Annotated in this window: 26 protein-coding genes; 10 read left to right on the top strand and 16 right to left on the bottom strand. The window is 65.5% G+C overall.

All coding sequences use genetic code 11. The features are described from left to right. Positions 1-285 precede the first annotated feature (285 nt). Both ACYCAX_RS25685 and ACYCAX_RS25680 read left to right on the top strand, forming a co-directional pair. Positions 286-1,020 (top strand): FKBP-type peptidyl-prolyl cis-trans isomerase, encoded by a 735-nt coding sequence (locus ACYCAX_RS25685; RefSeq protein ID WP_015478230.1) that lies wholly within the window; start codon positions 286-288, stop codon positions 1,018-1,020. Between the two features lie 369 nt (positions 1,021-1,389). Continuing rightward, entirely contained in the window at positions 1,390-1,815 is a 426-nt protein-coding gene (locus tag ACYCAX_RS25680; protein WP_015478229.1) for a YkvA family protein, read from the top strand. Here ACYCAX_RS25680 and ACYCAX_RS25675 read toward each other — a convergent pair. Next, the gene (locus tag ACYCAX_RS25675) at positions 1,803-2,561 is read right to left on the bottom strand and encodes a substrate-binding periplasmic protein (RefSeq protein ID WP_294977383.1); all 759 of its coding nucleotides are present in this window, start codon (positions 2,559-2,561) and stop codon (positions 1,803-1,805) included. The genes ACYCAX_RS25680 and ACYCAX_RS25675 overlap by 13 nt on opposite strands. Before the next feature lie 87 nt (positions 2,562-2,648). Between ACYCAX_RS25675 and ACYCAX_RS25670 the strand changes: the two genes are divergently transcribed. Genes ACYCAX_RS25670 through ACYCAX_RS25660 form a run of 3 tightly spaced genes read left to right on the top strand, consistent with a single transcriptional unit; the run spans position 2,649 to position 3,815 of the window. Then, positions 2,649-2,966, top strand: coding sequence for a helix-turn-helix domain-containing protein (locus ACYCAX_RS25670; RefSeq protein WP_015478227.1), 318 nt, complete (start codon positions 2,649-2,651; stop codon positions 2,964-2,966). Beyond that, positions 2,963-3,328, top strand: coding sequence for a hypothetical protein (locus ACYCAX_RS25665; RefSeq protein WP_015478226.1), 366 nt, complete (start codon positions 2,963-2,965; stop codon positions 3,326-3,328). The genes ACYCAX_RS25670 and ACYCAX_RS25665 overlap by 4 nt, the downstream gene beginning before the upstream one ends. 7 nt (positions 3,329-3,335) lie before the next feature. Beyond that, positions 3,336-3,815, top strand: coding sequence for a tetratricopeptide repeat protein (locus ACYCAX_RS25660; RefSeq protein WP_041712670.1), 480 nt, complete (start codon positions 3,336-3,338; stop codon positions 3,813-3,815). A gap of 2 nt (positions 3,816-3,817) precedes the next feature. On the opposite strand, the gene ACYCAX_RS25655 is transcribed toward ACYCAX_RS25660, so the two are convergent. Continuing rightward, entirely contained in the window at positions 3,818-5,566 is a 1,749-nt protein-coding gene (locus ACYCAX_RS25655) for a bifunctional diguanylate cyclase/phosphodiesterase (RefSeq protein WP_294977384.1), read from the bottom strand. A gap of 89 nt (positions 5,567-5,655) precedes the next feature. Further along, positions 5,656-7,734, bottom strand: a complete 2,079-nt coding sequence (locus tag ACYCAX_RS25650) for a carboxy terminal-processing peptidase (RefSeq protein WP_015478223.1) — start codon at positions 7,732-7,734, stop codon at positions 5,656-5,658. Between the two features lie 138 nt (positions 7,735-7,872). On the opposite strand from ACYCAX_RS25650, the gene ACYCAX_RS25645 reads away from it, so the two are divergent. Both ACYCAX_RS25645 and ACYCAX_RS25640 read left to right on the top strand, forming a co-directional pair. Further along, positions 7,873-8,835, top strand: a complete 963-nt coding sequence (locus ACYCAX_RS25645; RefSeq protein WP_294977385.1) for an NAD(P)H-quinone oxidoreductase — start codon at positions 7,873-7,875, stop codon at positions 8,833-8,835. Between the two features lie 28 nt (positions 8,836-8,863). After that, entirely contained in the window at positions 8,864-10,027 is a 1,164-nt protein-coding gene (locus ACYCAX_RS25640; RefSeq protein WP_460249147.1) for a site-2 protease family protein, read from the top strand. 6 nt (positions 10,028-10,033) lie between these two features. On the opposite strand, the gene ACYCAX_RS25635 is transcribed toward ACYCAX_RS25640, so the two are convergent. From ACYCAX_RS25635 to ACYCAX_RS25610, 6 genes are read right to left on the bottom strand one after another with little or no spacing between them, the layout of a single operon-like run. Then, on the bottom strand, positions 10,034-10,687 hold the full coding sequence (locus ACYCAX_RS25635; protein ID WP_015478220.1) for an HAD family hydrolase: 654 nt from the start codon (positions 10,685-10,687) through the stop codon (positions 10,034-10,036). After that, positions 10,687-11,682 (bottom strand): ABC transporter ATP-binding protein, encoded by a 996-nt coding sequence (locus ACYCAX_RS25630; protein WP_460249146.1) that lies wholly within the window; start codon positions 11,680-11,682, stop codon positions 10,687-10,689. Before ACYCAX_RS25630 ends, ACYCAX_RS25635 begins: the two co-directional genes overlap by 1 nt. Continuing rightward, positions 11,679-12,467 (bottom strand): ABC transporter permease, encoded by a 789-nt coding sequence (locus ACYCAX_RS25625; RefSeq protein ID WP_460249145.1) that lies wholly within the window; start codon positions 12,465-12,467, stop codon positions 11,679-11,681. Before ACYCAX_RS25625 ends, ACYCAX_RS25630 begins: the two co-directional genes overlap by 4 nt. Further along, a complete protein-coding gene (locus ACYCAX_RS25620; RefSeq protein ID WP_460249144.1) occupies positions 12,451-13,293 on the bottom strand; it encodes an ABC transporter permease in 843 nt (280 codons plus the stop codon). Before ACYCAX_RS25620 ends, ACYCAX_RS25625 begins: the two co-directional genes overlap by 17 nt. Then, positions 13,290-14,099, bottom strand: a complete 810-nt coding sequence (locus ACYCAX_RS25615; RefSeq protein ID WP_460249143.1) for an alkaline phosphatase family protein — start codon at positions 14,097-14,099, stop codon at positions 13,290-13,292. The genes ACYCAX_RS25620 and ACYCAX_RS25615 overlap by 4 nt, the downstream gene beginning before the upstream one ends. 56 nt (positions 14,100-14,155) lie before the next feature. Continuing rightward, positions 14,156-15,214 carry an ABC transporter substrate-binding protein gene (locus tag ACYCAX_RS25610; protein ID WP_015478215.1) on the bottom strand — a complete coding sequence of 353 codons (1,059 nt, stop codon included), beginning with the start codon at positions 15,212-15,214 and terminating at the stop codon, positions 14,156-14,158. Positions 15,215-15,572: 358 nt separating this feature from the next. Here ACYCAX_RS25610 and ACYCAX_RS25605 point away from each other — a divergent pair, with 358 nt between their 5' ends. Then, complete coding sequence (locus tag ACYCAX_RS25605; protein WP_460249142.1) at positions 15,573-16,289, top strand: UTRA domain-containing protein; 717 nt, start codon at positions 15,573-15,575, stop codon at positions 16,287-16,289. Between the two features lie 102 nt (positions 16,290-16,391). Here the strand turns inward: ACYCAX_RS25605 and ACYCAX_RS25600 are convergent, their stop codons facing one another. The 6 genes from ACYCAX_RS25600 to minC all read right to left on the bottom strand — a co-directional run bounded on the left by ACYCAX_RS25600 (position 16,392) and on the right by minC (position 21,058). Beyond that, positions 16,392-16,793 (bottom strand): GFA family protein, encoded by a 402-nt coding sequence (locus tag ACYCAX_RS25600; protein WP_460249141.1) that lies wholly within the window; start codon positions 16,791-16,793, stop codon positions 16,392-16,394. 48 nt (positions 16,794-16,841) lie between these two features. After that, the gene (locus ACYCAX_RS25595) at positions 16,842-18,131 is read right to left on the bottom strand and encodes a M18 family aminopeptidase (RefSeq protein WP_460249140.1); all 1,290 of its coding nucleotides are present in this window, start codon (positions 18,129-18,131) and stop codon (positions 16,842-16,844) included. A 169-nt stretch (positions 18,132-18,300) separates the two neighbouring features. Next, on the bottom strand, positions 18,301-18,936 hold the full coding sequence (locus ACYCAX_RS25590) for an RluA family pseudouridine synthase (RefSeq protein ID WP_460249139.1): 636 nt from the start codon (positions 18,934-18,936) through the stop codon (positions 18,301-18,303). A 79-nt stretch (positions 18,937-19,015) separates the two neighbouring features. Further along, a complete protein-coding gene (gene minE, locus ACYCAX_RS25585; protein ID WP_015478210.1) occupies positions 19,016-19,270 on the bottom strand; it encodes a cell division topological specificity factor MinE in 255 nt (84 codons plus the stop codon). Further along, the gene (gene minD / locus ACYCAX_RS25580; RefSeq protein ID WP_015478209.1) at positions 19,267-20,082 is read right to left on the bottom strand and encodes a septum site-determining protein MinD; all 816 of its coding nucleotides are present in this window, start codon (positions 20,080-20,082) and stop codon (positions 19,267-19,269) included. Before minD ends, minE begins: the two co-directional genes overlap by 4 nt. A gap of 61 nt (positions 20,083-20,143) precedes the next feature. Then, the gene (gene minC / locus ACYCAX_RS25575) at positions 20,144-21,058 is read right to left on the bottom strand and encodes a septum site-determining protein MinC (protein ID WP_015478208.1); all 915 of its coding nucleotides are present in this window, start codon (positions 21,056-21,058) and stop codon (positions 20,144-20,146) included. A 273-nt stretch (positions 21,059-21,331) separates the two neighbouring features. On the opposite strand from minC, the gene ACYCAX_RS25570 reads away from it, so the two are divergent. Next, positions 21,332-22,264 carry a lipid A biosynthesis lauroyl acyltransferase gene (locus tag ACYCAX_RS25570; protein WP_015478207.1) on the top strand — a complete coding sequence of 311 codons (933 nt, stop codon included), beginning with the start codon at positions 21,332-21,334 and terminating at the stop codon, positions 22,262-22,264. 45 nt (positions 22,265-22,309) lie between these two features. Then, the gene (locus tag ACYCAX_RS25565; RefSeq protein WP_041712118.1) at positions 22,310-23,494 is read left to right on the top strand and encodes a patatin-like phospholipase family protein; all 1,185 of its coding nucleotides are present in this window, start codon (positions 22,310-22,312) and stop codon (positions 23,492-23,494) included. A gap of 117 nt (positions 23,495-23,611) precedes the next feature. On the opposite strand, the gene ACYCAX_RS25560 is transcribed toward ACYCAX_RS25565, so the two are convergent. Beyond that, complete coding sequence (locus ACYCAX_RS25560) at positions 23,612-24,472, bottom strand: pirin family protein (protein ID WP_460249138.1); 861 nt, start codon at positions 24,470-24,472, stop codon at positions 23,612-23,614. Positions 24,473-24,585: the final 113 nt, after the last annotated feature.

Genomic DNA, 24,585 nt, shown 5'->3' with positions numbered 1-24,585 from the left:
CACGCCGGGGGTCGCGGGTTCGAGTCCCGTCCGCTGCGCCATATTTCGAAAAGCCCTCAGGTAGTGATGCTTGGGGGCTTTTTCTTTGCGCGCGAAAAAGCCGCGCCAGTTCGCATTCCTTACGACCTGTCTTCCGAACATATCCTGTTAATTTTCCTATAAGTTTGCAGTGGGAACTTCTCCCGTGGCAGGGGTTCCTATTGCCCATAGCCACTGGCCACGAGCGCCTGATAAGCTCGCGGCTTCAAAGACCCTGCCATGACGGCGCACAGACAAGGATTCAGCATGAAACAACATCGGTTGGCGGCAGCGATCGCGCTGGTCGGCCTGGTTCTCGCGGGTTGCGACAAGCAGGCCGCTGAAGTGGAACTGAAGACCCCTGCGCAGAAGGCCTCCTATGGCATCGGCCTGAACATGGGCAAGAGTCTGGCCCAGGAAGGCATGGATGACCTGGATTCCAAGGCCGTCGCCGAAGGCATCAACGACGCCATCGGCAAGCAGAAGCAGAAGCTGACCGACGAAGAGCTGACCGAAGCCTTCACCTTCCTGCAGAAGCGCGCCGAAGAGCAGGTCGCCAAGAAGAACTCCGAAGCCCTGGAAGCCGGCAAGAAGTTCCTCGAGACCAATGGCAAGCGTGAAGGCGTGGTGACCACCAAGTCCGGCCTGCAGTACGAAGTCGTGAAGAAGGCCGAAGGTCCGCAGCCCAAGGCTACCGACGTGGTGACCGTTCACTACGAAGGCAAGCTGGTCGACGGTACCGTGTTCGACAGCTCCATCCAGCGCGGCAGCCCGATCGACCTGCCGGTTGGCGGCGTGATTCCGGGTTGGGTCGAAGCGCTGCAACTGATGCACGTCGGCGAGAAGATCAAGCTGTACATCCCGAGCGAACTGGCCTACGGCGCGCAGAGCCCGAGCCCGACCATCCCGGCGAACTCCGTGCTGGTGTTCGACCTGGAACTGCTGGGCATCAAGGATCAGAATCAGCCGGAAGCGGCTGAGGAAGCTCCGAAGCAGAACTGAGTACCTTCGTACCAATGAGAGCGCCCCGTTACCCACGGGGCGTTTTCGTTTTTGCGGGGCCGGCTCTGGAACGGTAGGCTGACCCAGGGGCTGTTTGGGAGTAGGCTGACCCCCGGTGTTACGCTTATGCACATATTTGCCGCAGTTGCAGTGATGTCGGGTGCTTGACATCCGGGCGCCCATCGAATAGCCGCAACTGCATGATTTTTAACGCATTTGTCAGGCTGGATAAAAAATCGCCTATCTGTCTGGAGCCCTGATGGCTCGGGCGTTTGGGCGATATTGAAGCTTTCTTTCAACAGACTTATCCACAGTAAAGGTGGATAACCTGAAGCATTCTTGTCTGGGCATTCCTACCGAGGTGACGTGATGAAAAAGCCTCCAGGATTCGATCGCTACCTGAACCTCGCCGGACGTTTTCTGGCCCGTGGTCGGATTCCGGCGCTGCTGTTCGCGGTGGCGCGCAAGAGCGGTCGGCTGAAGCTGGCCCGTAATGACCTGAAGCTGCTCCAGGAACTGTTGGTGGCCTGGGTGCGCGGCGACTATCGCGGCATCAGTTCCCAGGCCCTGGTGTCCGTGGTGGCGGCGCTGCTGTACTTCCTGGCGCCGGTGGACCTGGTGCCGGATTGGCTGCTGGGCGTGGGGTTCCTCGATGACCTGGCCGTGCTGGCCTGGGTCGTGCGCCGTTGGCAGTCCGAGCTGGATGCCTTCAAGGTGTGGCGTGACGGCCAGGGTGGCGAAACCCGCGAGGCGCTCAAGCAGTTGCCGGCGCCGGAGCAGGTTCAGCGCCTCTGACGCAGCAGTTGCCCCTGACGAGCGAGCATGCGCTGGATGGAGCCGTCGTCCACCAGCTTCTGCAGCGCTGCGTCGAAGTGTTCGACGGGGACCGGCAGCGTCGGGCCGTAGGAGCAGTGGATCGAATAACGCTGCAAGGCGCCGGGATTGATCCGGATGGCCAGGTCGGGATGTTCCTCGAGCAGGAATTGCAGCGGCCGGCGCATGTCCACGATGGCATCCAGGCGCTTGTGTTCGAGCATGCGCAGGCGGGTTTCGAGGTTGCGCACGTCGTTGCGGTGGATCGCGCGGCTGGCGAACGCCTCCATCAGCGCGGGCGGGTAGACGTAGCCGAGACTGGTGCCGAGCGTATGCCCGTGAAGGGCATCTAGCGTGTCGAATGACGGCGCATCGCCGCGTTGCGCCAGTACGTCTTCTTCCTCGAACAGGCTGGGCGACCAGCGCAGTTTCTCCGGGGCGCTCATCCACTGCGGGTTGTTGATGCACAGCAGTTGGATGTTGCCCTGTTGCAGCGACGTTTCTACGCGCTTGTCGGGCGTTTCGATGAAGCGAACCTCGAGCTTCAGGAGCTGTCCGACCCTTTCGCCCAGATCGCGGACGAAGCCATGCGCCAATTCGTGGTCAATACTTTCCACGTAGGGCATTCCGTTGCTTGGCGAATAGCCCCAACGCAGTTCTTCGGCACCGCAGAGGACGCTCGTCAGGCAGAGGCAGATCGGGAGAAGGCGCTGCAAGTCGGTCCTCATGTTCGGCGGGAGGTGACGGCGGCAGCAGTATAGCCGGCACAGGTGCCCGTCAGGCTGTTAAGATGGCGGCCTGCAAGGAGTGTTGTCATGAACGTGCAAGTCATCATGCGTGACGGCGAGGCGGAATACGCCGTTGTCCCCTGGGCCGAGTACCAGGCACTGCTGGCCGCCGCCGGCCGCGGCGCCGCACAGGTGGTCCAGCCCGCCGCAGCACCCGTATCCGATGAAGCTCCGAACTGGAAATCCCTGCGCGAGGCGCGCGGCTTTTCCATCGAGATGCTGGCGCGTGCGGTCGGCATCAGCCCGTCGTATCTCGCCCTCATCGAAAACGGCGAGCGCGAGGCCAGCGACGCCATTCAGCACGGTCTGCGCCGTGCCCTGGGCAGTGGGGAGTCCGGGTCTTGAGCGTACAGATCAGTCGTAAACACTGGGAAGGCCTGCTCGGCGAGCTGGAAGATGCCCGCCGCCAGCGCCATCTGCTGACCTACCGGGCGTTGATCGAGCGTCTGCAGTTGCCGACGCCGGCGATGACCATCCTGACCGCCGCCCTCGAACATCTCGCCGCACTGGATGCCCGTGCGGGGCGACCGCTACGCAGTTCACTGGTGATCAGCCAGGGGGCGAGCCGCCTGCCGCGCACCGGTTTCTTCGAATGCGTGGAGCGTCTGGGGCGCTTCTCCGGCGCGCCGGACGGCCCGGCCGCGGCGGGGTGGCATGCGGCGGAAGTGGTGCGGGTGTTCGAGTTCGAGTATCCCGAGGAGCTCTGAAATGGCGATGCCCCGTGAGCTGTTCTGGCGCCTGCGCGCGCGCCTGACCTATGCCGTGGCGCGGCGCCTGATGGGCTGGCCCTGGCTGGTGCGCCAGCCGCGCGCCTGGCAGTGGATGCAGGGGCAGTTCTCGCGCATGGCCAACCTGGGCGATGTCGCTGCGCAGAGTTTCTACGGCCACCTGCTGCTGTTCCGTGGCCAGGGACTGGGCGCACGCGAGGAAGGATTGCGTCTGCTGCGTCTGGCCGCCACCGGTGGCGATGCCAAGGCGGCGTATCAGATTGGCGTGCAGTCGCTCAAGGGCGATACCCGCCATGCCGCCGATGCGCAGGAAGCCGCACGTTATTGGGGGCAGGCCGCCGAGGCCGGCCACCCGCTGGCGGCGCGCAAGCTGGTGGAGCTGTATCGCAGTGGCGGCCCCGGCCTGCCGCCCGATGAGAGCCAGGCCGCGCGCTACGAAACGCGCGCCCGACAACTCGGGCTCTGAGCTCAGGCGGCGGTGAGGATGTGCAGGCTGTAGCCGGGCATGGCCTTGGCGTGCCGCTTGGCCTCCGAGGCCAGTCCCGCCAGTTGGCTGGCATCCAGGCGCGTGCAGGCGTCGGCCTTGAGATGCACCACGCCGATCGACAGTGACAACAGCGGAAACTCCTCGCGCTGTCCCTGGCGGTTGTACGAGACGAAGCATCCCGCTTCGAGGTGTTCGCGGCTGTAGAAGCGCCGGCACTGTCCCTGGAAGTCTTCCAGCAGGTGATTGAGGCGTTCGCGCCAGTCCCGGATGCCCAGTACCAGCATGAAGTCATCGCCGCCTATATGGCCGACGAAGTCCTGCGCCGGGTCTACCCGTTCGCCCAGGCATTGCGCCAGGCACAGCAGCACCTCGTCGCCGCGTGCGTAGCCGTAGAGGTCGTTGAAAGGCTTGAAGCTGTCGATGTCCACGTAGCACACCACGGCTTCCCGGCCCTGTTGCAGCAGCCGGCTCAGGCACTGCTGGATGGGCACGTTGCCGGGCAGCAGGGTCAGCGGGTTGGCGTGGCGGGCCTGGCGGATCTTCTGCTCGGTGATCAGCTTGAGCACGTCGATCACCCGACCCAGGCCGAGATAACGGCCGTTGAGGGTGATGATGAAGTCTTCCTCGATGCGCTGCCGCGCTCGGCTGGTGAGCAGGCGGCTGACCTGCTGCAGCGACTGGCTGCGTTCCACCGCGAGGAAGTCGTGGCTCATCAGCCGGCTGATCGGCTTGCGCGCATACAGTTCGGGTGCGAACGGCTTGAGCAGGGCATCGGACAACGCATGCCGATGGACGATGCCCACCGGCTGTCCGTGCGGGTCGAGTACCGCCAGGGAGTTCAGGTTGGCCTGGGCGCGGAAGGCTTCGAGCACGTCGCTGATCGGGGTGTCGTCGCGCACCGCCGGCTGTTCCAGCAGCAGCGGCTGCAGGCTGGATTGTTCGTCGGCGAACAGGGCCCCGCTGGTGTCCACCTCCGGCAGCAGGTTGCGTGCATCGCGCGGCGGCTGTTCGCCGGGGCGGCCGAACAGGTAACCCTGCACCAGGTCGATGCCCATTTCCGAGAGCACCGCGAGCTCTTCCGCCAGCTCGATGCCTTCGGCGATGACCTGGGCGCGCGAGGCGTGGGCCATCTTCAGGATGGAGCCGACGAATTCGCGCTTCACCGCGTCCAGGTGAATGCCTTCGATGAAGTGGCGGTCGATCTTCACGTAGTCAGGGCGCAGTTCCGACCACAGGCGCAGGCTCGAATAGCCCGCACCAAGGTCGTCCAGGGCGATGGAGAAGCCCATCGCCCGGTAGTGGTGCAGCGCGGTGTCGAGCAGGCTGAAGTCCTCGATGGGGGTCTGCTCGGTGAGTTCGATCACCACGTCGTTGGGCGAGATGCCGAAGGTCTGCAGTAACTGCAGGGTGCGGCCGGGCTGATGGGTGGGTTCCAGCAGCGATTCGGGAGAGACGTTGAGAAACAGCTTGCCGTCGAGGTTCAGCTCACGGAAGCGTGCGCACGCCTGGCGTCGGCAGAGCAGCTCCAGCTGGCTCAGGCGGCCACTGCTGCGGGCGATGCTGAACAGCGGCAGCGGCGAGTGCAGGGGGCCGTTGGACGGGCCGCGGGTGAGGGCTTCGTAGCCGACCAGGCGCCGTTCGGAGAGCGACAGGATGGGCTGGAACAGGCAGTGCAGGTCGCCGTGAGCGAGGATCTGGTCCAGCGCGCTCAACTGCTCGGTGACGGTCATGACGGTTCTCGGTGAATGGAAATGCAAAGGGCCGGTTTCCCGGCCCTGTGCATTTCACGACAGCGTCATGACTGTTTGATTACATCCGATCAGTGTTTGGCGACCTGCGAATCCAGGTTCAGGTAGTCGATCAGGATGTGCCCGGACTCGGTCAGGTAGGCGTCGTCCTGCGGCTTGGTCTTGTCTTCCTCCGGCAGGGCGTTCTCGTCTTCCTTCTTCAGCTCCTTGAGCGGCTCCTGGCCCTTGGATTTGCGCAGGGCGTTCTCCATCGCCAGTTGGCGGTTCTCGATGCTGCTCTGCTGGGCGCGACGCTTGGCTTCGTTGAGGCTGACGGTTTTCTCTTTCATCAGCTCCTGGGCCAGCGCCAGGCGCTCGCGGGCGTAGACAAAGTCGGCGTTGTTCTCGGTGCGCGCGTCGTGACGGCTGCGCAGCTGGTCGAGGAACGGCTTGAACGGGTCGGCCTGGGCCCTGAGCACCGGCTTGATGGTGTCCCAGGGCATGGAGTCGGGCAGGGCGCTCTCGCCGATTTCCTTGTCGTCGACGATGGACGGGTAGCTGATGTCCGGGATCACGCCCTGGTGCTGGGTGCTCTGGCCGGAGACGCGGTAGAACTTGGCCAGGGTCAGCTTCAGCTCGCCGTGGTTCAGCGGCTGGATGGTCTGCACGGTGCCCTTGCCGAAGGTCTGGCCGCCGACGATCAGCGCGCGGTGGTAGTCCTGCATGGCGCCAGCGAAGATTTCCGAGGCCGAGGCGGACAGGCGGTTGACCAGCACGGTCATCGGACCGGTGTAGAAGGCCTTGCCCTCGTCGTCGTTGAGCACGTCGACGCGGCCATCGCTGTTGCGCACCAGCACGGTCGGGCCCTGGTCGATGAACAGGCCGGTCAGCTCGGTGGCTTCCTGCAGGGAGCCGCCGCCGTTGTTGCGCAGGTCGATGACGATGCCGTCGACCTTGTCCTTCTGCAGCTCGGCTATGAGCTTCTTCACGTCGCGGGTGGTGGACTTGTAGTCCGGATCGCCGGCGCGGTAGGCCTTGAAGTCGAGGTAGAAGGCGGGCACGTCGATGATGCCCAGCTTGTAGTTCTTGCCTTCGTGGTCGATGGTGATTTCCGACTTCTTCGCCGCCTGGTCTTCCAGCTTCACCGCCTCGCGGGTGATGGTGACGATCTTGCTGGTCTGGTCATTCGGCGCGTTGCTCGCCGGGATCACTTCCAGGCGCACCTGCGAGCCTTTCGGGCCGCGGATCAGCTTGACCACTTCGTCCAGGCGCCAGCCGACCACGTCGACCATTTCGCCCTTGCCCTGGGCGACGCCGACGATCTTGTCGGAGGTGGCGATCTGCTTGCTCTTCTCGGCGGGGCCGGCCGGTACCAGGCGCACGACCTTCACGTAGTCGTTGTCGCTCTGCAGTACGGCGCCGATGCCTTCCAGCGAGAGGCTCATGTTGATGTCGAAGTTTTCCGCGCTGTCCGGCGACAGGTACTGGGTGTGCGGATCGTAGGTCTGGGCGAAGGCGTTGATGTAGGCCTGGAAGATGTCTTCGCTGCGGGTCTGCTCCAGGCGCATCAGCTGGTTCTTGTAGCGCTTGGTCAGTTGTTCCTGGATGGCCTTGTTGTCCTTGCCAGCGATCTTCAGGCGTAGGACTTCGTCCTTGACCTTCTTGCGCCACAGGTCGTCGAGCGCGGCGCTGTCCTTCGCCCAGGGTGATTTTTCGCGGTCGATTTCCAGCGACTCGTCGGCCTTGAAGTCCATCCTGTCGACGCCCTTGTTCAGGGTGGCCAGGGCGAAGTCCAGGCGCTCCTTCAGACGGTCGAGGTGACGCTTGTAGATGGTGAAGCCGGGTTCCAGTTCGCCGCTTTTCAGGAAGTCGTCGAACTGGGTACGCCAGGGTGCGAACTGGTCGATGTCGCCGGCGGTGAAGTACATGCGCGCCGGATCGAGGGTCTTCAGGTAGCTGTCGTAGATCTTCGCCGAGCGGTCGTCGTTCAGCGGCGGTTTGTTGTAGTGGTGGCGCTTGAGCAGCTCAACGATGTTGAGGCTGGCGATCACCTGGTCCCGGTCCGGCTGCAGGCCATCCCAGACGTTCGGGCTGCTGGTGGCCGCGAACGAGGACAGGGCGGTTGCGCCGAGGATGAACAACAGGGCGGTACGGGGCAAAAATCGCTTCATGCTGATTCGACTGAGTGCGGAGTTATGACGCATATTAGGCCGTAATTGGCGGCGCCGGGTTCAATCGCAGGTGAATTCGGCGCGAAGAAAGGGCCCGACCTTACGGATCGGGCCCTGCGAAGTCACTATGGAGGCAGCGTGAACGCATTGCAAGGTATCGAAGGGCGGGTGGAATGGGGGGAGCGTCCCTCTCCGGCCTGCGCACAGGGGCAGATCCGCATCCAGGTCGCCGCCGCCGGGATCAACCGTGCCGACCTGCTGCAGGTGGCCGGCCTTTACCCGCCGCCGCCCGGGGCCAGCGATGTCATTGGCCTGGAGTGCTCCGGGGTGGTCGCCGAGGCGGGAGCCGGCAGTACCTGGCAGGTCGGCGATCGCGTCTGCGCATTGCTGGCCGGCGGCGGCCTGGCCGAGGAAGTGGTGGTGGACGAGCGCCATGCCCTGCCGGTGCCGGCGGGCCTGTCCCTGGCGGAAGCCGCCGGGTTGCCCGAGGTCTACGCCACCGCCTGGCTGAATCTGTTCATGCTGGGCGCATTGCAGCCGGGCGAGAGGGTCCTGCTGCACGCGGGCGCCAGCGGCGTCGGCTCGGCCGGCATCCAGCTGTGCAGGGCCTTCGGTAGCCCGTGCTGGGTCAGCGTCGGCAGCGCCGAGCGCCTGGCCTACTGCGAGGGCCTGGGCGCCGAGGGTGGCGCACTGCGTGGCGAAAGCCTCGAATCTCTTCGGGATTTCGCGCCGTTCGATGTGATCCTCGATCCGGTGGGGGCCAACTACGCCAAGCTGGATCTGGAAATCCTCGGCCGTGACGGTCGATGGGTGGTCATCGGCCTGATGGGCGGTCGCAAGGCCGAGCTGGATCTGGCCCTGCTGCTGGGCAAGCGCATCCAGTTGATCGGCTCGACCCTGCGTTCGCGCGATGCCGACTTCAAGGCGCAACTGATCGCCGAACTGGGGCAGAAGGTCTGGCCGCTGTTCGAGTCGGGCAAGCTGAGCCCGCAGTTGGAGCGGACCTTCCCGATCGAGCAGGCGCAGGATGCGTTCGATGCGCTGGCCAGTAATCAGGTGCAGGGCAAGGTGGTGGTGGTGATCGATCCGAGCCTGGGCTGACCAGGCGCCGGACGCAGGGAGTGCGAACATGGTGGACACACGGGATATAGCCGCTGGCGGCGAAGCGGTGAATGACTTCTGGAGCCTGCCGGGTTGGCTCAACGGCCTGCTGTGGCTGCTCCAGTTCACCTTGAGCGCCGCGGCGGGCGCGCTGGGTGTGGTGCTGTGCCTGTTGTGGCTGCCCGAGGGCGTGATCTGGGACCTGTCGGGCATCGTCGCCGGCTTCGTCATCGTCTACCTGGCCATCGTCGTCCATGAGCTGGGTCATTTGCTGGCGGCCCGCTGGAGCGGGATGACCGTCCTGCGCATGCGTGTCGGCCGCCTGGATGTCCGGGTGTTGCGCAACGGCTGGAAACTGGGCTGGCCACCGCGCACGCAAAAGCGCCTGCAGGGGTTCGTCATGGCCTTCGCCGACTCGCGGGGCCCCTGGCGGCGGCAGCATCTGTGCTTCGTCGCTGGCGGTCCGCTGGCGAACCTGACCCTTGCGCTCCTGTCTGGCGGCCTGGGGGCGTGGCTGGCGCCCGGTGCCGCCCACGGGGTGCTGCTGGCATTCGCCGCTTCCAACGCCTGCCTGGGCGTCGCCAATCTGCTGCCGGTGGAGCGCAAGCCGCTGGTCAGCGACGGGCTCTGGCTGCTGCGCTGGTGGCGTGGTCTGGATGTTGCCCATCCCAAGCTGGCCTTTGCCCGGCTGATGGGAGCGGCCTGCGCGGGGCTGTGCGCCGACCAGGCGGATCCGCAGGACCTGCGCCTGCTGGAGTCTCAGGGGCTGCCCATGTCGCTGCTGGCGCTGTATATCCGCCTCAGGGCGCTGCTGGTGCAGGGGCGCTGGGAGGAAGCGGCTGCGCTGGACGCCGCGCTCCAGGCGCAACGTACGGTGCTGCCCGAGGCGCTGCTGCGTCCGCTGTACGATCTGTTGCGACTGATGGATACCGAGCTGGCATTCTCCCGGGCGATGGCCAGCAAGAGTGCCGTTGGCCTGTTCGACGAACTGCTGCCGAGTCGGCTGCAACGCGAATACGCCAGTATCTGGGCGCGCTGCCTGGCCCTGCGTGCGGCGCTGGCCGGCGACGACGGGGCGTTTCGCCGTCAGTTGGAGCGGGGACTCGAGCATGCCGCGCAGTCCCCCGATCTTTCCCTGGAGAAGGAAGAGGCGCGGATCCAGCAGGGCATGCTCCGGTTCCTGCGCGGCTGAGCCGGCTCAGTTCCAGGCGAGACTGTCCCAGCCCATCTTCTGCGCATGCTCCAGCAGCACCGGGTCGGCATTCACCACATGCGGGTGGCCGACCAGCTTGAGCAGCGGCAGGTCATTGCGTGAGTCGGAGTAGAAGTGCGCGCCGGCCAGTTGACTGTCGTCGCCCTGCAACAGGTCGAGCAGGCGCAGCACCTTGCCTTCGCGGTAGGTGAGGGTGCCGACGGTGCGGCCGGTGTAGTGGCCGTCGATCACTTCCAGGTCGATGGCCAGCACTTCGCCAATGCCGATGCGTTCGGCGATGGGCTGCACCAGGTGCACGCCCGAGGCGGAGATCACCAGAGGCCGGTCGCCGGCCTCGCGGTGGCGGGCGAGGGTGGTGCAGGCGTCGCTGTGGATCAGCGGCTCGATCACGTCCTCGACGAAGGTTTCCACTTCCCGCTCGATTTCCTCGACGCTGCGCCCGGCCATCGGCTCCAGGGCGAAGGCCATGTAGTCCTCCATTGGCAGCTTGCCCTGCGCGTACAGCGCCATCAGCTCGGCGTCGCGCTTGAGGAACGACTCCGCGTCAACCCAGCCCAGATCAGCCATGCGCTGGCTCCACAGGCTCGCGCAGTCGCCGTCGATCAGGGTGTCGTCGAGGTCGAAAATCACCAGGGCCATCAGGCCACCTCCCGAATGCTTTCAATATCGATTTGCAGGCCGAGCGCGGTGCCGGCCGGGTACAGGCGCTCGGCGCTGCGGTTGAGCACGTCGACGGTGAGTTCCACACCGGCGGCGTCGACCCGGTAGCGGATCACGTTGCCCAGCAGGCTGTGGGAGAGTACCCGAACCGGGATGCCTTCGCCCGGCTCCACGCTCAGGCGCAGGGACTCCGGACGGATCGCCACCTGCTGGCGGAACGGCCGCTCCAGCAGGCGGGTCGCCTGGGCGGCGTCGAGCAGGTTGTAGTTGCCGATGAAGCCGGCGGCAAAGGCGTTTTCCGGCGCGGTGTAGAGCGTTTCCGCGTCGCCGCTCTGGATGATGCGCCCGGCGTTCATCAGCACGATGCGGTCGGACAGCGTCAGCGCTTCCTCCTGGTCGTGAGTGACGAACACCGTGGTCAGTTTCAGCTCCTGCTGGATGCGCCGGATCTGCTCGCGCAGGTGCTTGCGGATGCGCGCGTCCAGCGCCGACAGCGGCTCATCGAGCAGCAGCAGGCGCGGGCGGGTGACCAGCGAGCGGGCCAGGGCGACGCGCTGGCACTGGCCGCCGGAGAGCTGGTGCGGGTAGCGCGAGTTCAGTGGGCCCAGTTCGACCATCTCCAGTACATCGCGCACCCGCTGGGCGGATTCCGCCGCCGGCACCTTCTGCATGCGCAGGCCGAAGGCGACGTTCTGCTCCACGGTCATGTTGGGGAACAGTGCATAACTCTGGAACACCATCGCAATGCCGCGCTTCTGCGGACTCCTGGGCACGATGTCCTCGCCGTCGAGAAAAATGCGCCCGCTGTCCACCGGGGTCAGGCCGGCGATGCAGCGCAGCAGGGTGGATTTGCCGCAGCCGCTGGGGCCGAGCAGGGTGACGAACTCGCCGCGTTCGGCGGCGAAGTCGATATCCTGGAATATCGTGGTGCTGCCGTAGCTCTTGTTCAGTGTCTCGACGCTGAGGAAGCTCATGTCTTGTCCTTGCTTAAACGGTTTGCCGCCCAGGTGAGCAGCAGGACGAAGAGGAAGTAGGAAACCACCACCGCGCTGGTGTAGTGGCCGCTGCTGTTGCGCATGTTGTTGAGGAACACTTGCAGCGTCTCGTAGCGGGTGCCCACCAGCAGGTTGGCGAAGACGAACTCGCCGATGAGGAAGCTGAAGGACAGGAACAACGCCACCATCAGGCCCTTGCGCAGGTTCGGCAGCACCACCAGCAGGGCGGCCTGCCAGGTGCTGGCGCCGAGCAGGTGGGCGGCGTCCATCAGGTCGTGCAGGTTGATCGCCTGCAGGTTGTTGCTGATCGCCCGGTACATGAACGGCAGGGCGATGGTGAAGTAGCAGCCGATCAGCACCCAGGGCGTGCCGATCAGCGGCAGCGGGCCGGCCGCGTAGAGTTGCAGCAGGCCGACCGACGACACCACCGGCGGCACCGCGAAGGGCAGCAGGATCAGCACGTTCATCAGCGCGTCCAGGCGCGGGAAGTAGTAGTGCACGACGAACATCAGCGGCAGCACCAGCACCACGCTGAGCACCAGCGAGCCGAAGCACACCAGCAGCGACTGGCCGAAGGCGGTGAGGAAGCGCGGGTCGCTCCACAAGGTCAGGAACCACTTCAGGGTCAGCCCATCCGGCAACACACTGGCGCTCCAGGAGGTGGCCAGCGAGTAGAGCAGGGTGGCGGCCAGCGGCAGCAGCAGGATCAGGAACAGCGCATAGACCACCACGCGGTGGTAGATGTGGTTAGCGTTTCGCGACATGGTAGCTCCGGCGCAGCAGCCACTGGTGGGCGAGGGTGATCAGGGTCATCAGGCCGACCAGGAACATCGCCAGGGCGCTGGCCATGTTCGGATCGAGGAACACGTCGCCCGAGACCAGTCCGGCGATGCGGATCGGCACCACGTTGAAGTTGCCGGTGGTCAGCGAGTACACCGTGGCGTAGGCGCCCAGCGCGTTGGCCAGCAGGATGACGAAGGTGCCCAGCAGCGCCGGAGTCAGCACCGGGATGCCGATGTGCCGCCAGAATGCCCAGTGGCTGGCGCCCAGCAGTGCGGCGGACTCGCGCCAGTCCTCGCGCAGGGCGTCGAAGGCCGGGTAGAGCAGCATCACGCCCAGGGGAATCTGGAAGTAGGTGTAGAGGATGATCAGGCCGGTCTTCGAGTAGAGGTTGAAGTCCTCGATGAGCCCCGCCTGCTTGAGCAGCAGGGTGATGGCGCCGTTGAAGCCGAGGATGATGATGAAGGCGAAGGCCAGCGGCACCCCGGCGAAGTTGCTGGTCATGTTGGCGAAGGCCATCACGAAGTCGCGCAGCTTGCTGTCCACCTGGCGCAGCGAGTAGCTGCCGAGCACGGCGATGAGCAGGCCAATCAGGCTCGACCAGATGGAGATCTCCAGGCTGTAGCGGATCGCCTGGCGGTAGAACGGCGAGCCGAGGATCTCGGCGAAGTTGCCCAGGCCCCAGGCATCGCTGGTGCGCAGGCTGTTCACCGCCACCCAGGCCAGCGGGGCGATCTGGAAGGCGATGAAGAACACCGCGAAGGGCAGTAGACAGAGCAGGGCGATGAGTTTTCCGCGATTCGATCTCATGCCTTGAGCAACTCCCGGCAGACCGGTTTGTCGTGAGCGGCGCCGAGCAGTTCGCACAGCGTGCCGCACAGTTCGACCTGGCGCGGGCGTGCCTGGTCATCGAGGCTGAACGCCTCGCCGAAGACGAACAGCGGCACTTCGCGCTCCTCGGGGAGGATGCCGCCGTGGCTGCGGTCGTCGTTCATGCCGTGGTCGGCGGTGACCATCACCTGGTAGCCGGCGGCCTGCCACTGGTGCATGTATTCGGAAAGGATGATGTCGACGTGCCGCGCGCTGTTGCGGTACTGCGGCGTGCCCAGGCCGTGCTTGTGGCCGGCGTCATCGATGTTCATCGGGTGCACCAGCAGGCAGTTCGGCGAATGTCGGCGGCGCAGCGACTCGGCGTCGGTGAACAGGTGCGAGTCGGGGTAGTGGTCGGTCCAGTAGAAGAGGCCGTGCTGGATCGGCAGGGATTCGTCGTCGGTATGTCGGTCGCGCGCCGGGTCGAACGGCGTGCGGTTGTACAGCTCACTGACCCAGTGATAGGCCGCCGCAGCGGTGCTCAGGCCGGCATCGCGGGCGTAGTGGAACAGGCTGCGCTGGTTCGACAGGCGCGACACATCGTTGTGCAGGATGCCGCTGTCGATGGGGCGTACGCCGGTGAGGATGCATTCATAGAGTGGGCGCGACAGCGAGGGCAGCTCGCATTCGAGCCGGTACAACTGGCCGCGGCCGGCGTTGCACAGGGCTTGCAGGTGGCCCATGCAGTCGTGGGCGACGCTGTAGTTGAGGCCGTCGAGGACGACCAGGATGACGTCGTGGCGCATGGGACGGGGCCTTTTCGGAACGCGAAACCGCCCCGGCGAACCGGGGCGGCCGGGCGTCACTGCATGTTGATGATGACGTTTTCCTGCCACATGCGCGGCAGACGCTTGGAGGTCTCTTCCCAGGCCTTGGGGTCCTTGATCGGCTGGGCCTTGGCGTACTGCTCGTTGGGCAGCAGCTTGGCCTGCACGTCGGCCGGCAGGGTCAGGTGCTCGGCGCGGATCGGACGGGCATTGCCCTTGGCCAGGTTGATCTGCCCGGCGTCGCTGAAGATGTACTCGCGGGCCAGCTTGGCGGCGTTCGGGTTCTTCGCATACTTGTTGATGATGGTGGTGTAGCCGGAGATCACCGAACCATCGGAGGGGATCAGTACCTCGAAGCGCGCCGGGTCGATCTGGTCGCGGTAGCTCAGGCCGTTGAAGTCCCAGACGATGCCGACTTCCACTTCACCCTTCTCCAGGGTGTTGATCACCGGGTTGGTCAGCGACAGGCGGCCCTGCTTGGCGATCTGGGCGAAGAATTCCAGGCCCGGCTTGATGTTCTTCTCGTCGCCGCCGTTGGCGATGCTCGCCGCCAGCACGCCGTTGACCGCCTGGGCTGCGGCGCTGACGTCACCGATGGTGACCTTGTACTTGCCCTTGAGCAGGTCGGCCCAGCTGTGCGGCACGTCCTTGACCAACTGCTTGTTGACGATGAAGGCGATGGTGCCGGTGTAGGCCAGCGCCCAGTGGCCGTCCTTGTCCTTGGCCCAGTCCGGGACCTGCTCCCAGGTGCTGGGCTTGTAGGGTTGGCTGACGTCCATCTGCAGGGCGATGGGCCCGAAGGCGGCGCCGACGTCGCCGATGTCGGCGCTGGCGTTCTCGGCTTCGGCCTTGAACTTGGCCAGTTCCTGGGCCGAGCTCATGTCGGTGTCCATGTGCTTGAGACCGTACTTGCTTTCCAGGTCCTTCCAGGTGTCCTTCCAGTTCGCCCAGCTGTCGGGCATGCCCACGCTGTTCACCTGGCCTTCCTTGCGGGCGGCGGCTTCCAGCGATTGCAGATCGGCGTCGGCCGCCATGACGAGGCCACTGCCGATGGCGATGGCCGATCCCAGCAGTGAAGCAAGCAAGCGTTTCATTCGGTGCTCCTTCGATCGTGAGGGTGGGGTCCGTGTCCGGCATCCGCCGACGCGGGAAAACGATTGGTCTAGATCAGCAAGACCCAGGCCAATCTATGCGGCCTGGATGACAGTTTGATGTCCAGCCAGGCGCCGGCCCAGGCGGCGTGGCGCTCTGGCGGAGCACTCGGGGAAAGCGTAGACCATCGCCAAACCCGCGCTTTCATTGGGCTACGCTGCTTTGTGAGGCTGGCACGGGCGCTGCTTGAACGGAGACTGTCACGGGACGGTCACGGGGTTTTTCTAGGATGAGGGCACCCCGGGCAGGTAGCGAAATGCCCTGTTTCGGGGCTGGACTAGGCCAATAGAGGGAGTCGGCATGCGCGACACGGCGCTACCCACGGTGACGGCGATCTGCCGGGCACTGATCGAACAGATCGACAGCGGGCTGCTCGCCGCCGGCGGCAAGCTGCCGGCCGAGCGCAAGCTCAGCGAACTGTTCGATACCACGCGGATCACCTTGCGCGAGGCGCTGGGCCAACTGGAGGCCCAGGGGCTGATCTATCGCGAGGAACGCCGTGGTTGGTTCATCTCGCCACCGCGCCTGCTCTACAACCCGTTGGTGCGCAGCCACTACCATGCGATGGTGGAAGGGCAGGGCCGGGTACCGGCCACCGAAGTGCTGTCGGCCCGGCAGATTCCCGCCAGCGCGGCGATCTGCGAGCTGCTGGAACTGCCGGCGCTGTCCAGCGTGTTCCAGATCCGCCGCCTGCGACGGGTGGACGGCCGGCTGGTGCTCTATGTCGAGCATTACCTCAACCCGGCATACTTCCCCGGCATTCTCGACAGCGATCTCACCTGCTCACTGACCGAGCTGTATGGCAGTCGCTACGACATTCGCTACGGGCGCGTGCGCTTCGACATGGTGCCCACCGCCCTGCACGGCGAGGCGGCCAGCGTGCTGCGCATCGCCGACGGCAGCCCGGCGCTGCGCATCACCCGTATCAACCGTGACCAGCACGGACGGATCATCGACTGTGACCTGGAGTTCTGGCGGCACGATGCGATCCACGTAAGCGTGGAAGTGCCGGACTAAGGCAGGACCTGTAGGAGCTTGCTCGCGAACGGATTTAGCCGGGAGCTCCGGTGTTGGGCGGTTCGCGAGCAAGCTCGCTCCTACGTAAGAGCAAATCCCGCTTCAGCGATCCGGATTCCACTCCGGATAGGCCGGAATTCCCTCCTGCGCCAACCAGGGACGGTCATGGGACACCCAGATATGCCGCGCCGGCCGCGTGCCCGGATCGTCGTCCAGGCTCGCCACGCGAACGATGACGTGGGGTTGTCCGTCGCGCTCGGCGATCAGTTGCGTCCCGCAGCGCGGACAGAACTTGCGCAACTTGCCCGGTGACGACTCATAGGCGGCGACCTTGTCCTCGCCGCGCGTCCAGTGGAAGTGCTCGCGCATCACCCCGGCGGTGGTGGCGAAGGCTGCCGAATGCGCTTTCTGGCAGGTATGGCAGTGGCAATGGCCGATCGGCATGTCCAGGCCATCGATCTGGTAGGCGATGTCGCCGCACAGGTAGCTTCCGTTGAAGGGCATGTTCGATCTCCTGAAAGAAAAACGCCCGACGGGTGCCGGGCGTTCGGGTCAGGGCAGGTCGGCGCTGTCGTAGAAGGCGCTGAGGACCTTGGCCAGGTAGTGCAGGTCCTGGCTGCCGGCCAGCTCGCGGATGGAGTGCATGGCGAAGGTCGGCAGGCCGATGTCCACGGTGCGTACGCCGATCTGGCTGGCGGTGATCGGGCCGATGGTGGAGCCGCAGCCCATGTCGCTGCGGGTCACGAAGCTCTGCACCGGCACTTCGTTTTCCAGGCACAGGTGGCGGAAGAAACCGGCGGTTTCGCTGTTGGTGGCGTAGCGCTGGTTGCTGTTGATCTTGATCACCGGGCCGCCGTTGAGCTTCGGGCCGTGGTTGGCGTCGTGCTTGTCGGCATAGTTGGGATGCACGCCGTGGGCGTTGTCGGCGGAAACCAGCAGGGAGCGTTGCACGGTGCGGGTGAAGACGTCGCTCTCGGGCAGAACGCGGCGCAGTACCTGCTCGAGGAACGGGCCGTCGGCGCCACAGGCGGAGCAGGAGCCGACCTCTTCGTGATCGGTGCAGACCAGCACGCCACTCTGCTCGTCGCTGCTGGCCAGCAAGGCCTGCAGGCCGGCATAGCAGGACAGCAGGTTGTCCAGGCGGGCGCCGGCGATGAAGGCCTGGTCCAGGCCGATCACGGCGGCGCGCTGGGTGTCGTAGAAGCTCAGCTCGTAGTCGAGGATGGCGTCGGCGGTGATGCCGTGCTCCAGTTGCAGTTGCTCGCCGAGCAGGTCGCGGAAGTCGCGGCCCTCGCCGGCGGAAACCTGGGCGAGGATCGGCGGCAGTTCGGTCTGCGCGTTGATCGCCCAGCCCATGTTGGCCTCGCGGTTGAGGTGGATGGCCAGGTTCGGGATCACGGCGATCGGCGCCTTGAAGTCGATCAGCTTGCTCTCGACCTTGCCGGCCAGGCGGAAGGTGACACGGCCGGCCAGCGACAGGTCGCGGTCGAACCAGGGCGCGAACAGCGCGCCGCCGTACACCTCGACGCCCAGTTGCCAGTAGCCGTTGCGCACCAGCTCGGGGTTTGGCTTGACGCGTAGGCAAGGGCTGTCGGTGTGCGCGCCGACCAGGCGCAGGCCGCTCTCCAGCAAGGGGGCGGTGCCGAGCTTGAAGGCGATCAGCGAGGAGTCGTTGCGGGTGACGTAATAACGGCCACCGGGCTCGGTGCGCCAGGCGTCGCGCTCGTCCAGACGCTGGTAGCCGGCCTCGTCGAGGCGACGGGCGAGGGTCTGGGTGGCGTGGAAAGGCGTGGGGGAGGCCGCGAGGAAATCGATCAGGCCCTGGTTGAGTTCTGCACGCATGGGTAACTCCGGACAGCGAATGGCCGGAAGTTTAACGTAAATACGCGAATCTGCGGCTGGGGGCTCTTTGTAGGATCGAGGGGGCGCCTAGCCCTTGCTCGCGAACGGATTTCCCGGCGACGGTGTCGCTTGGCGGGTTCGCGAGCCAGCTCGCTCCTACAGAAAACAATCAGAACGGCGCGGGCGACTCGAAGCGCAGGCGCTCGCCAGTCTGCGGGTGCGTCAGGCAGAGCATGCTGGCGTGCAGGCAGAGACGGTCGCGCAGGGTCAGCGCTTCGCCCTCGGCGTACAGGCGGTCGCCCAGCAGCGGGTGGCCGATGCTCAGCATGTGCACCCGCAACTGGTGCGAACGGCCGGTGATGGGGGTGAGCTCGACGCGGCTCCAGTTGCCGTGGCGCTCCATGACGCGCCAGAAGGTCAGTGCATGGCGGCCCTGTTCGAAGTCCACCACGTGGCGCGGCTTGGTCGGCGGGTCGTAGCGCAGCGGTGCTTCGATGCGGCCGCTGTCCAGTTCCGGCTCGCCCCAGCACAGTGCGGTGTAGGCCTTCTCGGTTTCACGGTCGTGGAACTGGCGGGACAGCTCGCGGTGGCTGTCGGCGTCGCGGGCCAGCACGATCAGGCCGGAGGTTTCCCAGTCCAGGCGATGGACGATGCGCGCTTCCGGGTAGCCGTTCTCCTGCAGGCGGGTGATCAGGCAGTCCTTGTTGTCGTCCGCGCGGCCGGGCACGGAAAGCAGCAGGGTGGGCTTGTTCACCACCAGCAGGGCGGCGTCCTCATGGACGAACTGGATCTGGGAAAGCGGCATGGAGGCTCTTGCGCGAAATAATGAAAGGACCGAAAACGACTGCGGCGGCCGAGGCCGCCGCAGGTTCACCACTGCCGGATCAACGCTCCGGCAGGGTGATGTTGAGCTCCAGGATCGAACAGCTACCCTGGTTGGCCAGCTCGACCTGGACTTGTTCCTGGTCGATGGGCACGTATTTGCGGATCACTTCCAGCAGGTCTTTCTGCAACTGCGGGAGGTAGTCCGGTTGTGAACGGTTGCCGCGCTCGTGGGCGACGATGATCTGGAGTCTTTCTTTCGCGATGGATGCGCTGTTTTGCGACTTCCGGCTGCGGAAGAAATCTAAAAGGCTCATTCACGTCCTCCGAACAGTCGTTGCAGGAATCCTTTCTTCTGCACATCGAGGAATCGATGCGGCATCTCTTTACCCAGCAAGCGCTCTACCGCGTCGCTGTAAGCCTGGCCGGCATCGCTCTCTTCGTCGAGGATGACCGGGACGCCCTGGTTGGACGCCTTGAGCACCGCCTGGGATTCCGGGATCACGCCGAGCAGGCGGATGGCCAGGATTTCCTCGACGTCTTCGACGCCGAGCATTTCGCCCTTGGTGACGCGCTCGGGGTTGTAACGGGTCAGCAGCAGGTGCTCCTTGATCGCGTCCTCGCCCTTCTCGGCGCGGGCGGACTTGCTGGCCAGCAGGCCGAGCATGCGGTCGGAGTCGCGGACCGAGGAGACTTCCGGGTTGGTCACGACGATCGCCTCGTCGGCGTAGTACATGGCCAGGTGGGCACCTTTCTCGATGCCGGCCGGGGAGTCGCAGATGATGTAGTCGAAGGTCTGCTTCAGCTCTTCCATGACCTTGCCGACGCCTTCCAGAGTCAGGGCGTCCTTGTCACGGGTCTGGCTGGCGGCCAGGACGTAGAGGTTCTCCAGGCGCTTGTCCTTGATCAGGGCCTGGGTCAGGGAGGCTTCGCCGTTGATGACGTTGACGAAGTCATACACCACGCGGCGTTCGCAGCCCATGATCAGGTCGAGGTTACGCAGGCCCACGTCGAAGTCGACGATGACGGTCTTGTGGCCGCGCAGGGCCAGGCCGGTGCCGATGGCTGCGCTGGTGGTGGTTTTACCGACGCCACCCTTACCGGAAGTGACTACGAGGATCTTGGCCAAGGTGATTCACCCCAAAGAAAAAACGAAGAATTCTGGTCCCTGAAATTCGCGGCAGTATCCGTTAAAGGCGGGTGATGTTCAACACGTCACCCGACAGGCTGACATGCACCGCCTGCCCCCATTGCGGACTGCGTCGAAGGTCTTCGGCGACCTTGTAGTTTCCAGCGATGGACACGAGTTCCGCGGCCAGTTGCTGGCAGAAAATCCGCGCGCTGGTGTCGCCCTTGACACCGGCCAGGGCTCGTCCGCGCATCGGACCGTAAACATGGATATTGCCGTCGGCGAGAAGTTCCGCGCCGGGACTGACGGGAGCCAGGACGATCAGGTCGCCGCCGGCGGCGTAGATCTGCACGCCGCCGCGCACCGGACTGGTGACCAGCTTGGTCGGGCGGACGACCGGCGCCGGCGGTTCGGCCGGTTTTTCCGGCGTGGCGTCCGTTATGGGCTCCTGGGTTTCGGCGGATTTTTCCGCCTGGATTTCCGTCGCTTTCCCGGTGGAATTTTCCGGCTGGACGGTAGCACCGCCAGCAGCCTGTTCCACGACCTTCTCGGAAAGGCGCTCGCTGCGCGGACGGCGCACCGGCGTGGCGCCGGTCAGCGGGGTCGCCGGGTCCTTGGGTTCCACGGTGCGCTCGCGGGACGAACCCGAGGGCGGCAGTACCGGGATATCGAACATGGTGGCCAGGCGGATGTCTTCTTCGCGGCTGGCGCGAATGGCCAGGGTACGCAGGCCGTGGCGGCGGCAGATGTCCAGCACGCCCTGCAGGTCGAGCTGGCCTTCGCCGTCGGGCAGCTTGTCCAGCGCCAGCACCAGCGGGGTATCACGGAAGAAGTTGGGCGCTTGGGCGACTTTGTCGGCGAGCTGCCGGTCCAGGCGCGGCAGGTCATTATGGGCCAGTTCCAGAACGGTGACGGCCAGCATGCTGCCCTTGAGCTGGAATACGGGATCGTGGTCGAGAAGGTCAGCTTGGCTCATGGTCGGACTGCGTCATCAAATGGGTTGGACTTATAGCGGACCGCCCCGGCAGCCGCAAGCGTGGCCGATTGCTAGGAGCTGCCAGCATTTCGTCACCGCCGCGACGGAGTCGCATGCTTCGCGGTGCGCGGTTCATGGCCCGAGAATCGGCGATTCAAGGTGGCCACGCAGCGACGCAACTCGCGCCGAAACGGCAGCGGACCCTGTCTACGTGAGGCGCGGGGCGGATCGGCAAGGTAGAATGTCGGGCTTTGATCGTGACCGGAAAGTTCCATGGACCGCCCCACCTTTCGCCGTGAGTTCCTCCATCCCCGCCACTGGCCGCTCTGGCTTGGCCTTGGCGTGCTCTGGCTGGTGGTGCAGTTGCCCTACCCGGCGCTGCTCTGGCTCGGGCGCGTGCTGGGTGCGCTGATGTACCGCGTGGTCGGCAGCCGCCGGGCGATTGCCGCGCGCAACCTGGAGCTGTGCTTCCCGGAACTCTCCGCCGCCGAGCGCAAGCGCCTGCTCAAGGCGAACTTCGCTTCCACCGGCATCGCTTTCTTCGAGATGGCCATGAGCTGGTGGTGGCCGAAGGCGCGCCTGGCCAGGCTGGCGCACATCGAAGGGCTGGAGCACTTGCGCAAGGCCGAGGCCGACGGCAAGGGCGTGATCCTCATGGCCATGCACTTCACCACCCTGGAGATCGGCGCGGCGCTGCTCGGCCAGGTACAGACCATCGACGGCATGTACCGCGAGCACGACAACCCGGTGTTCGACTTCGTCCAGCGCGCCGGCCGCGAGCGGCACAACGCCGATGCCACCGCCATCGAGCGCGAGGACGTGCGCGCCATGCTCAAGGTGCTGCGCGCCGGCCGCGCCATCTGGTACGCGCCGGACCAGGACTACGGCATCAAACAGAGCATCTTCGTGCCGCTGTTCGGCATTCAGGCCGCCACCGTCACCGCCACCACCAAGTTCGCCCGCCTGGGCCGCGCGCAAGTGTGCCCCTTCACCCAGTCGCGCCTGGCCGACGGTTCGGGTTATCGCCTGACCATCCATCCGCCGCTGGAGGACTTCCCCGGCGAGACCGAGGAAGCCGATTGCCTGCGCGTCAACCAGTGGGTCGAGCAGGAAATCCGCCGCCAGCCCGAGCAGTACCTCTGGGCGCACCGCCGTTTCAAGAGCCGCCCCGAAGGCGAACCCAAGCTCTACGACAAGAAGAAGTAGACGCCGGCGGACTAATCTGGAATCGACGTGACAAGGACTTCAGCCGTGACCGACTCCGCCAGCCCAGCGACGACTCCCGCCGTGACCGGCCTGATTCTCTCCGGGGGCGGGGCGCGGGCGGCGTACCAGGTGGGCGTGCTGGCGGCGATCGCCGAGCTGTTGCCGGAGGGCGCCGAGAATCCCTTTCCGGTGATCGTCGGGACTTCGGCGGGGGCGATCAACGCCGTCGGGCTGGCTTGCGGGGCGTCGTCCTTCCCGACGGCGGTGCAGCGGCTCACCCAGGTCTGGAAGGGCTTTCGCACTGGCCAGGTGTACCGCGCCGATTGGCTGGGCGTGGTCAGCCAGGCGTTCAAGTTCCTCGGCCACAGCCTGCTCGGGCTGGGCAAGCGGCAGCCGGTGGCGCTGCTGGACAGCACACCGTTGCGTTACCTGCTGGAGCGCGAGCTGGATCTCTCCGGCATTGCCGCTGCCGTGCGCCGGCGCAACCTGCGCGCCGTGGCGGTCACCGCGTTTGGCTACGAGTCCGAGCAGGCGGTGACCTTCTACCAGGGCCGCGCCACCATCGATCCCTGGCTGCGCCATCGGCGCGTGGGCGTGCCGACGCGCCTGTGCCTGGAGCATCTGCTCGCCAGTTCGGCGATCCCGCTGCTGTTCGCGCCGGTGAAGCTGCAGCGCGAGTACTTCGGCGACGGCGCGGTGCGCCAGCAGGCGCCGATCAGCCCGGCACTGCACCTGGGCGCCAATCGCGTGCTGGTGATCGGCGTGAGCGGCAATCCCACGGTCGGTAGCGCCAACGAACAGGTGGCCAGTTACCGCACCGGCCAGCCGCCGAGCCTGGCACAGGTGGGCATCCATCTGCTCAACAGCACTTTCATCGACAGCCTGGAAGGCGATATCGAGCTGCTGCACCGGATCAATTTCCTCAGTTCGCTGGTGCCGGAGGGCAAGCGCCGCGCGGTGCTTGGGCTACAGCCGGTCGAGGTGCTGCTGATCTCGCCGAGCAAGCCGCTGGACGAGATCGCCGCCGAGTACCGCCACGAGTTGCCGCCCGCCCTGCGCCTGTTCCTGCGCGGGCCGGGGGCGACCAAGGTGAGTGGGGCCGGTGTGCTGAGCTACCTGCTGTTCGAGCCGGGCTACTGCAATGCGCTGATCGAACTGGGCTATCGCGATGCGATGGAGAAGCGCGCGGAGATCGCGCGCTTCCTGGGGATGGAAGACTGGTCGCTGTAATCTGAGCGGCTCTTCGTAGGGACGAGGGGGACGCCCAGTCCTTGCTCGCGAACTGCATGGCACGGGACCTGTTCGCGAGCAAGCTCGCTCCTGCATGAAAAGCAGTGCGGCGGGCCGTCAGACGGCGAATACACCATCGCGGTAATCGCGCAGGGCCTGCTCGATTTCTTCGCGGCTGTTCATCACGAACGGCCCGTACTGCACGATGGGCTCGTTGAGCGGCTTGCCGGCCAGCAGCAGGACGCGCGCGCCCTGGTCGCTGGACAGCCGGATCTCGTCGCCCTGGCCCAGTCGCACCAGGCGATTGGTGGCGACGGTTTCGTCGCCGCGCTCGCCCGGTACTTTCAGCGAACCTTCGTAGACGTACAGCATCACCCGGTGCCCCGCCGGAATGCGTGGGCTGACCGAGGCACCGGCCGGCAGCCGCAGGTCGTAGTAGTGCGGCTCGGTGCCGGGGCGCTGCACGGCGCCATCCAGCGCGGTCTTGCCATCGTCGAAGCGACCGGCGATCACGGTGATGGCCACACCTTGCGTGGTGGTCCCGCGCGGCACGTCTTCCGGTTCGATGTCGCGGTAGCCGGCCGGAGACAGCTTGTCCTTCGCCGCAAGGTTCAGCCACAGCTGGAAGCCGCGCATGGCGCCTTCTTCCTGTTCGGGCATCTCGCTATGGATGATGCCGTGGGCGGCGGTCATCCACTGCACGCCGCCGGGCTTCAGCAGGCCGCGGTTGCCCAGGTGGTCTTCATGGCGCATGTGCCCTTCGAGCATGTAGGTGACGGTCTCGAAGCCACGGTGCGGGTGGGCCGGGAAGCCGGCGATGTAGTCGTCCGGGTTCTGCGTGTCGAACTGGTCGAGCATCAGGAACGGGTCGAAGCGTTCGAGGCCGGGGCCGCCGATCACGCGGGTCAGGCGCACGCCGGCACCGTCGGAGGCGGGGTGGCCGATATGTTGGTCGACCAGGGTACGCAAACGGGTCATGGGAACCTCCTTGATCAGTGAATGAGGCCATCCTAGTCCTAATCGATGAATCAATGGTTGCGAGTTTTTCGTTGTATCAATCGAATTATTGGATGTGTTTGGTGAAAAAGAAA

This window comes from Pseudomonas sp. MT3 (assembly GCF_054720805.1).
The sequence above is the reverse complement of the archived record's forward strand: the minus strand, read 5'-3'. Positions and strand labels throughout refer to the sequence as shown.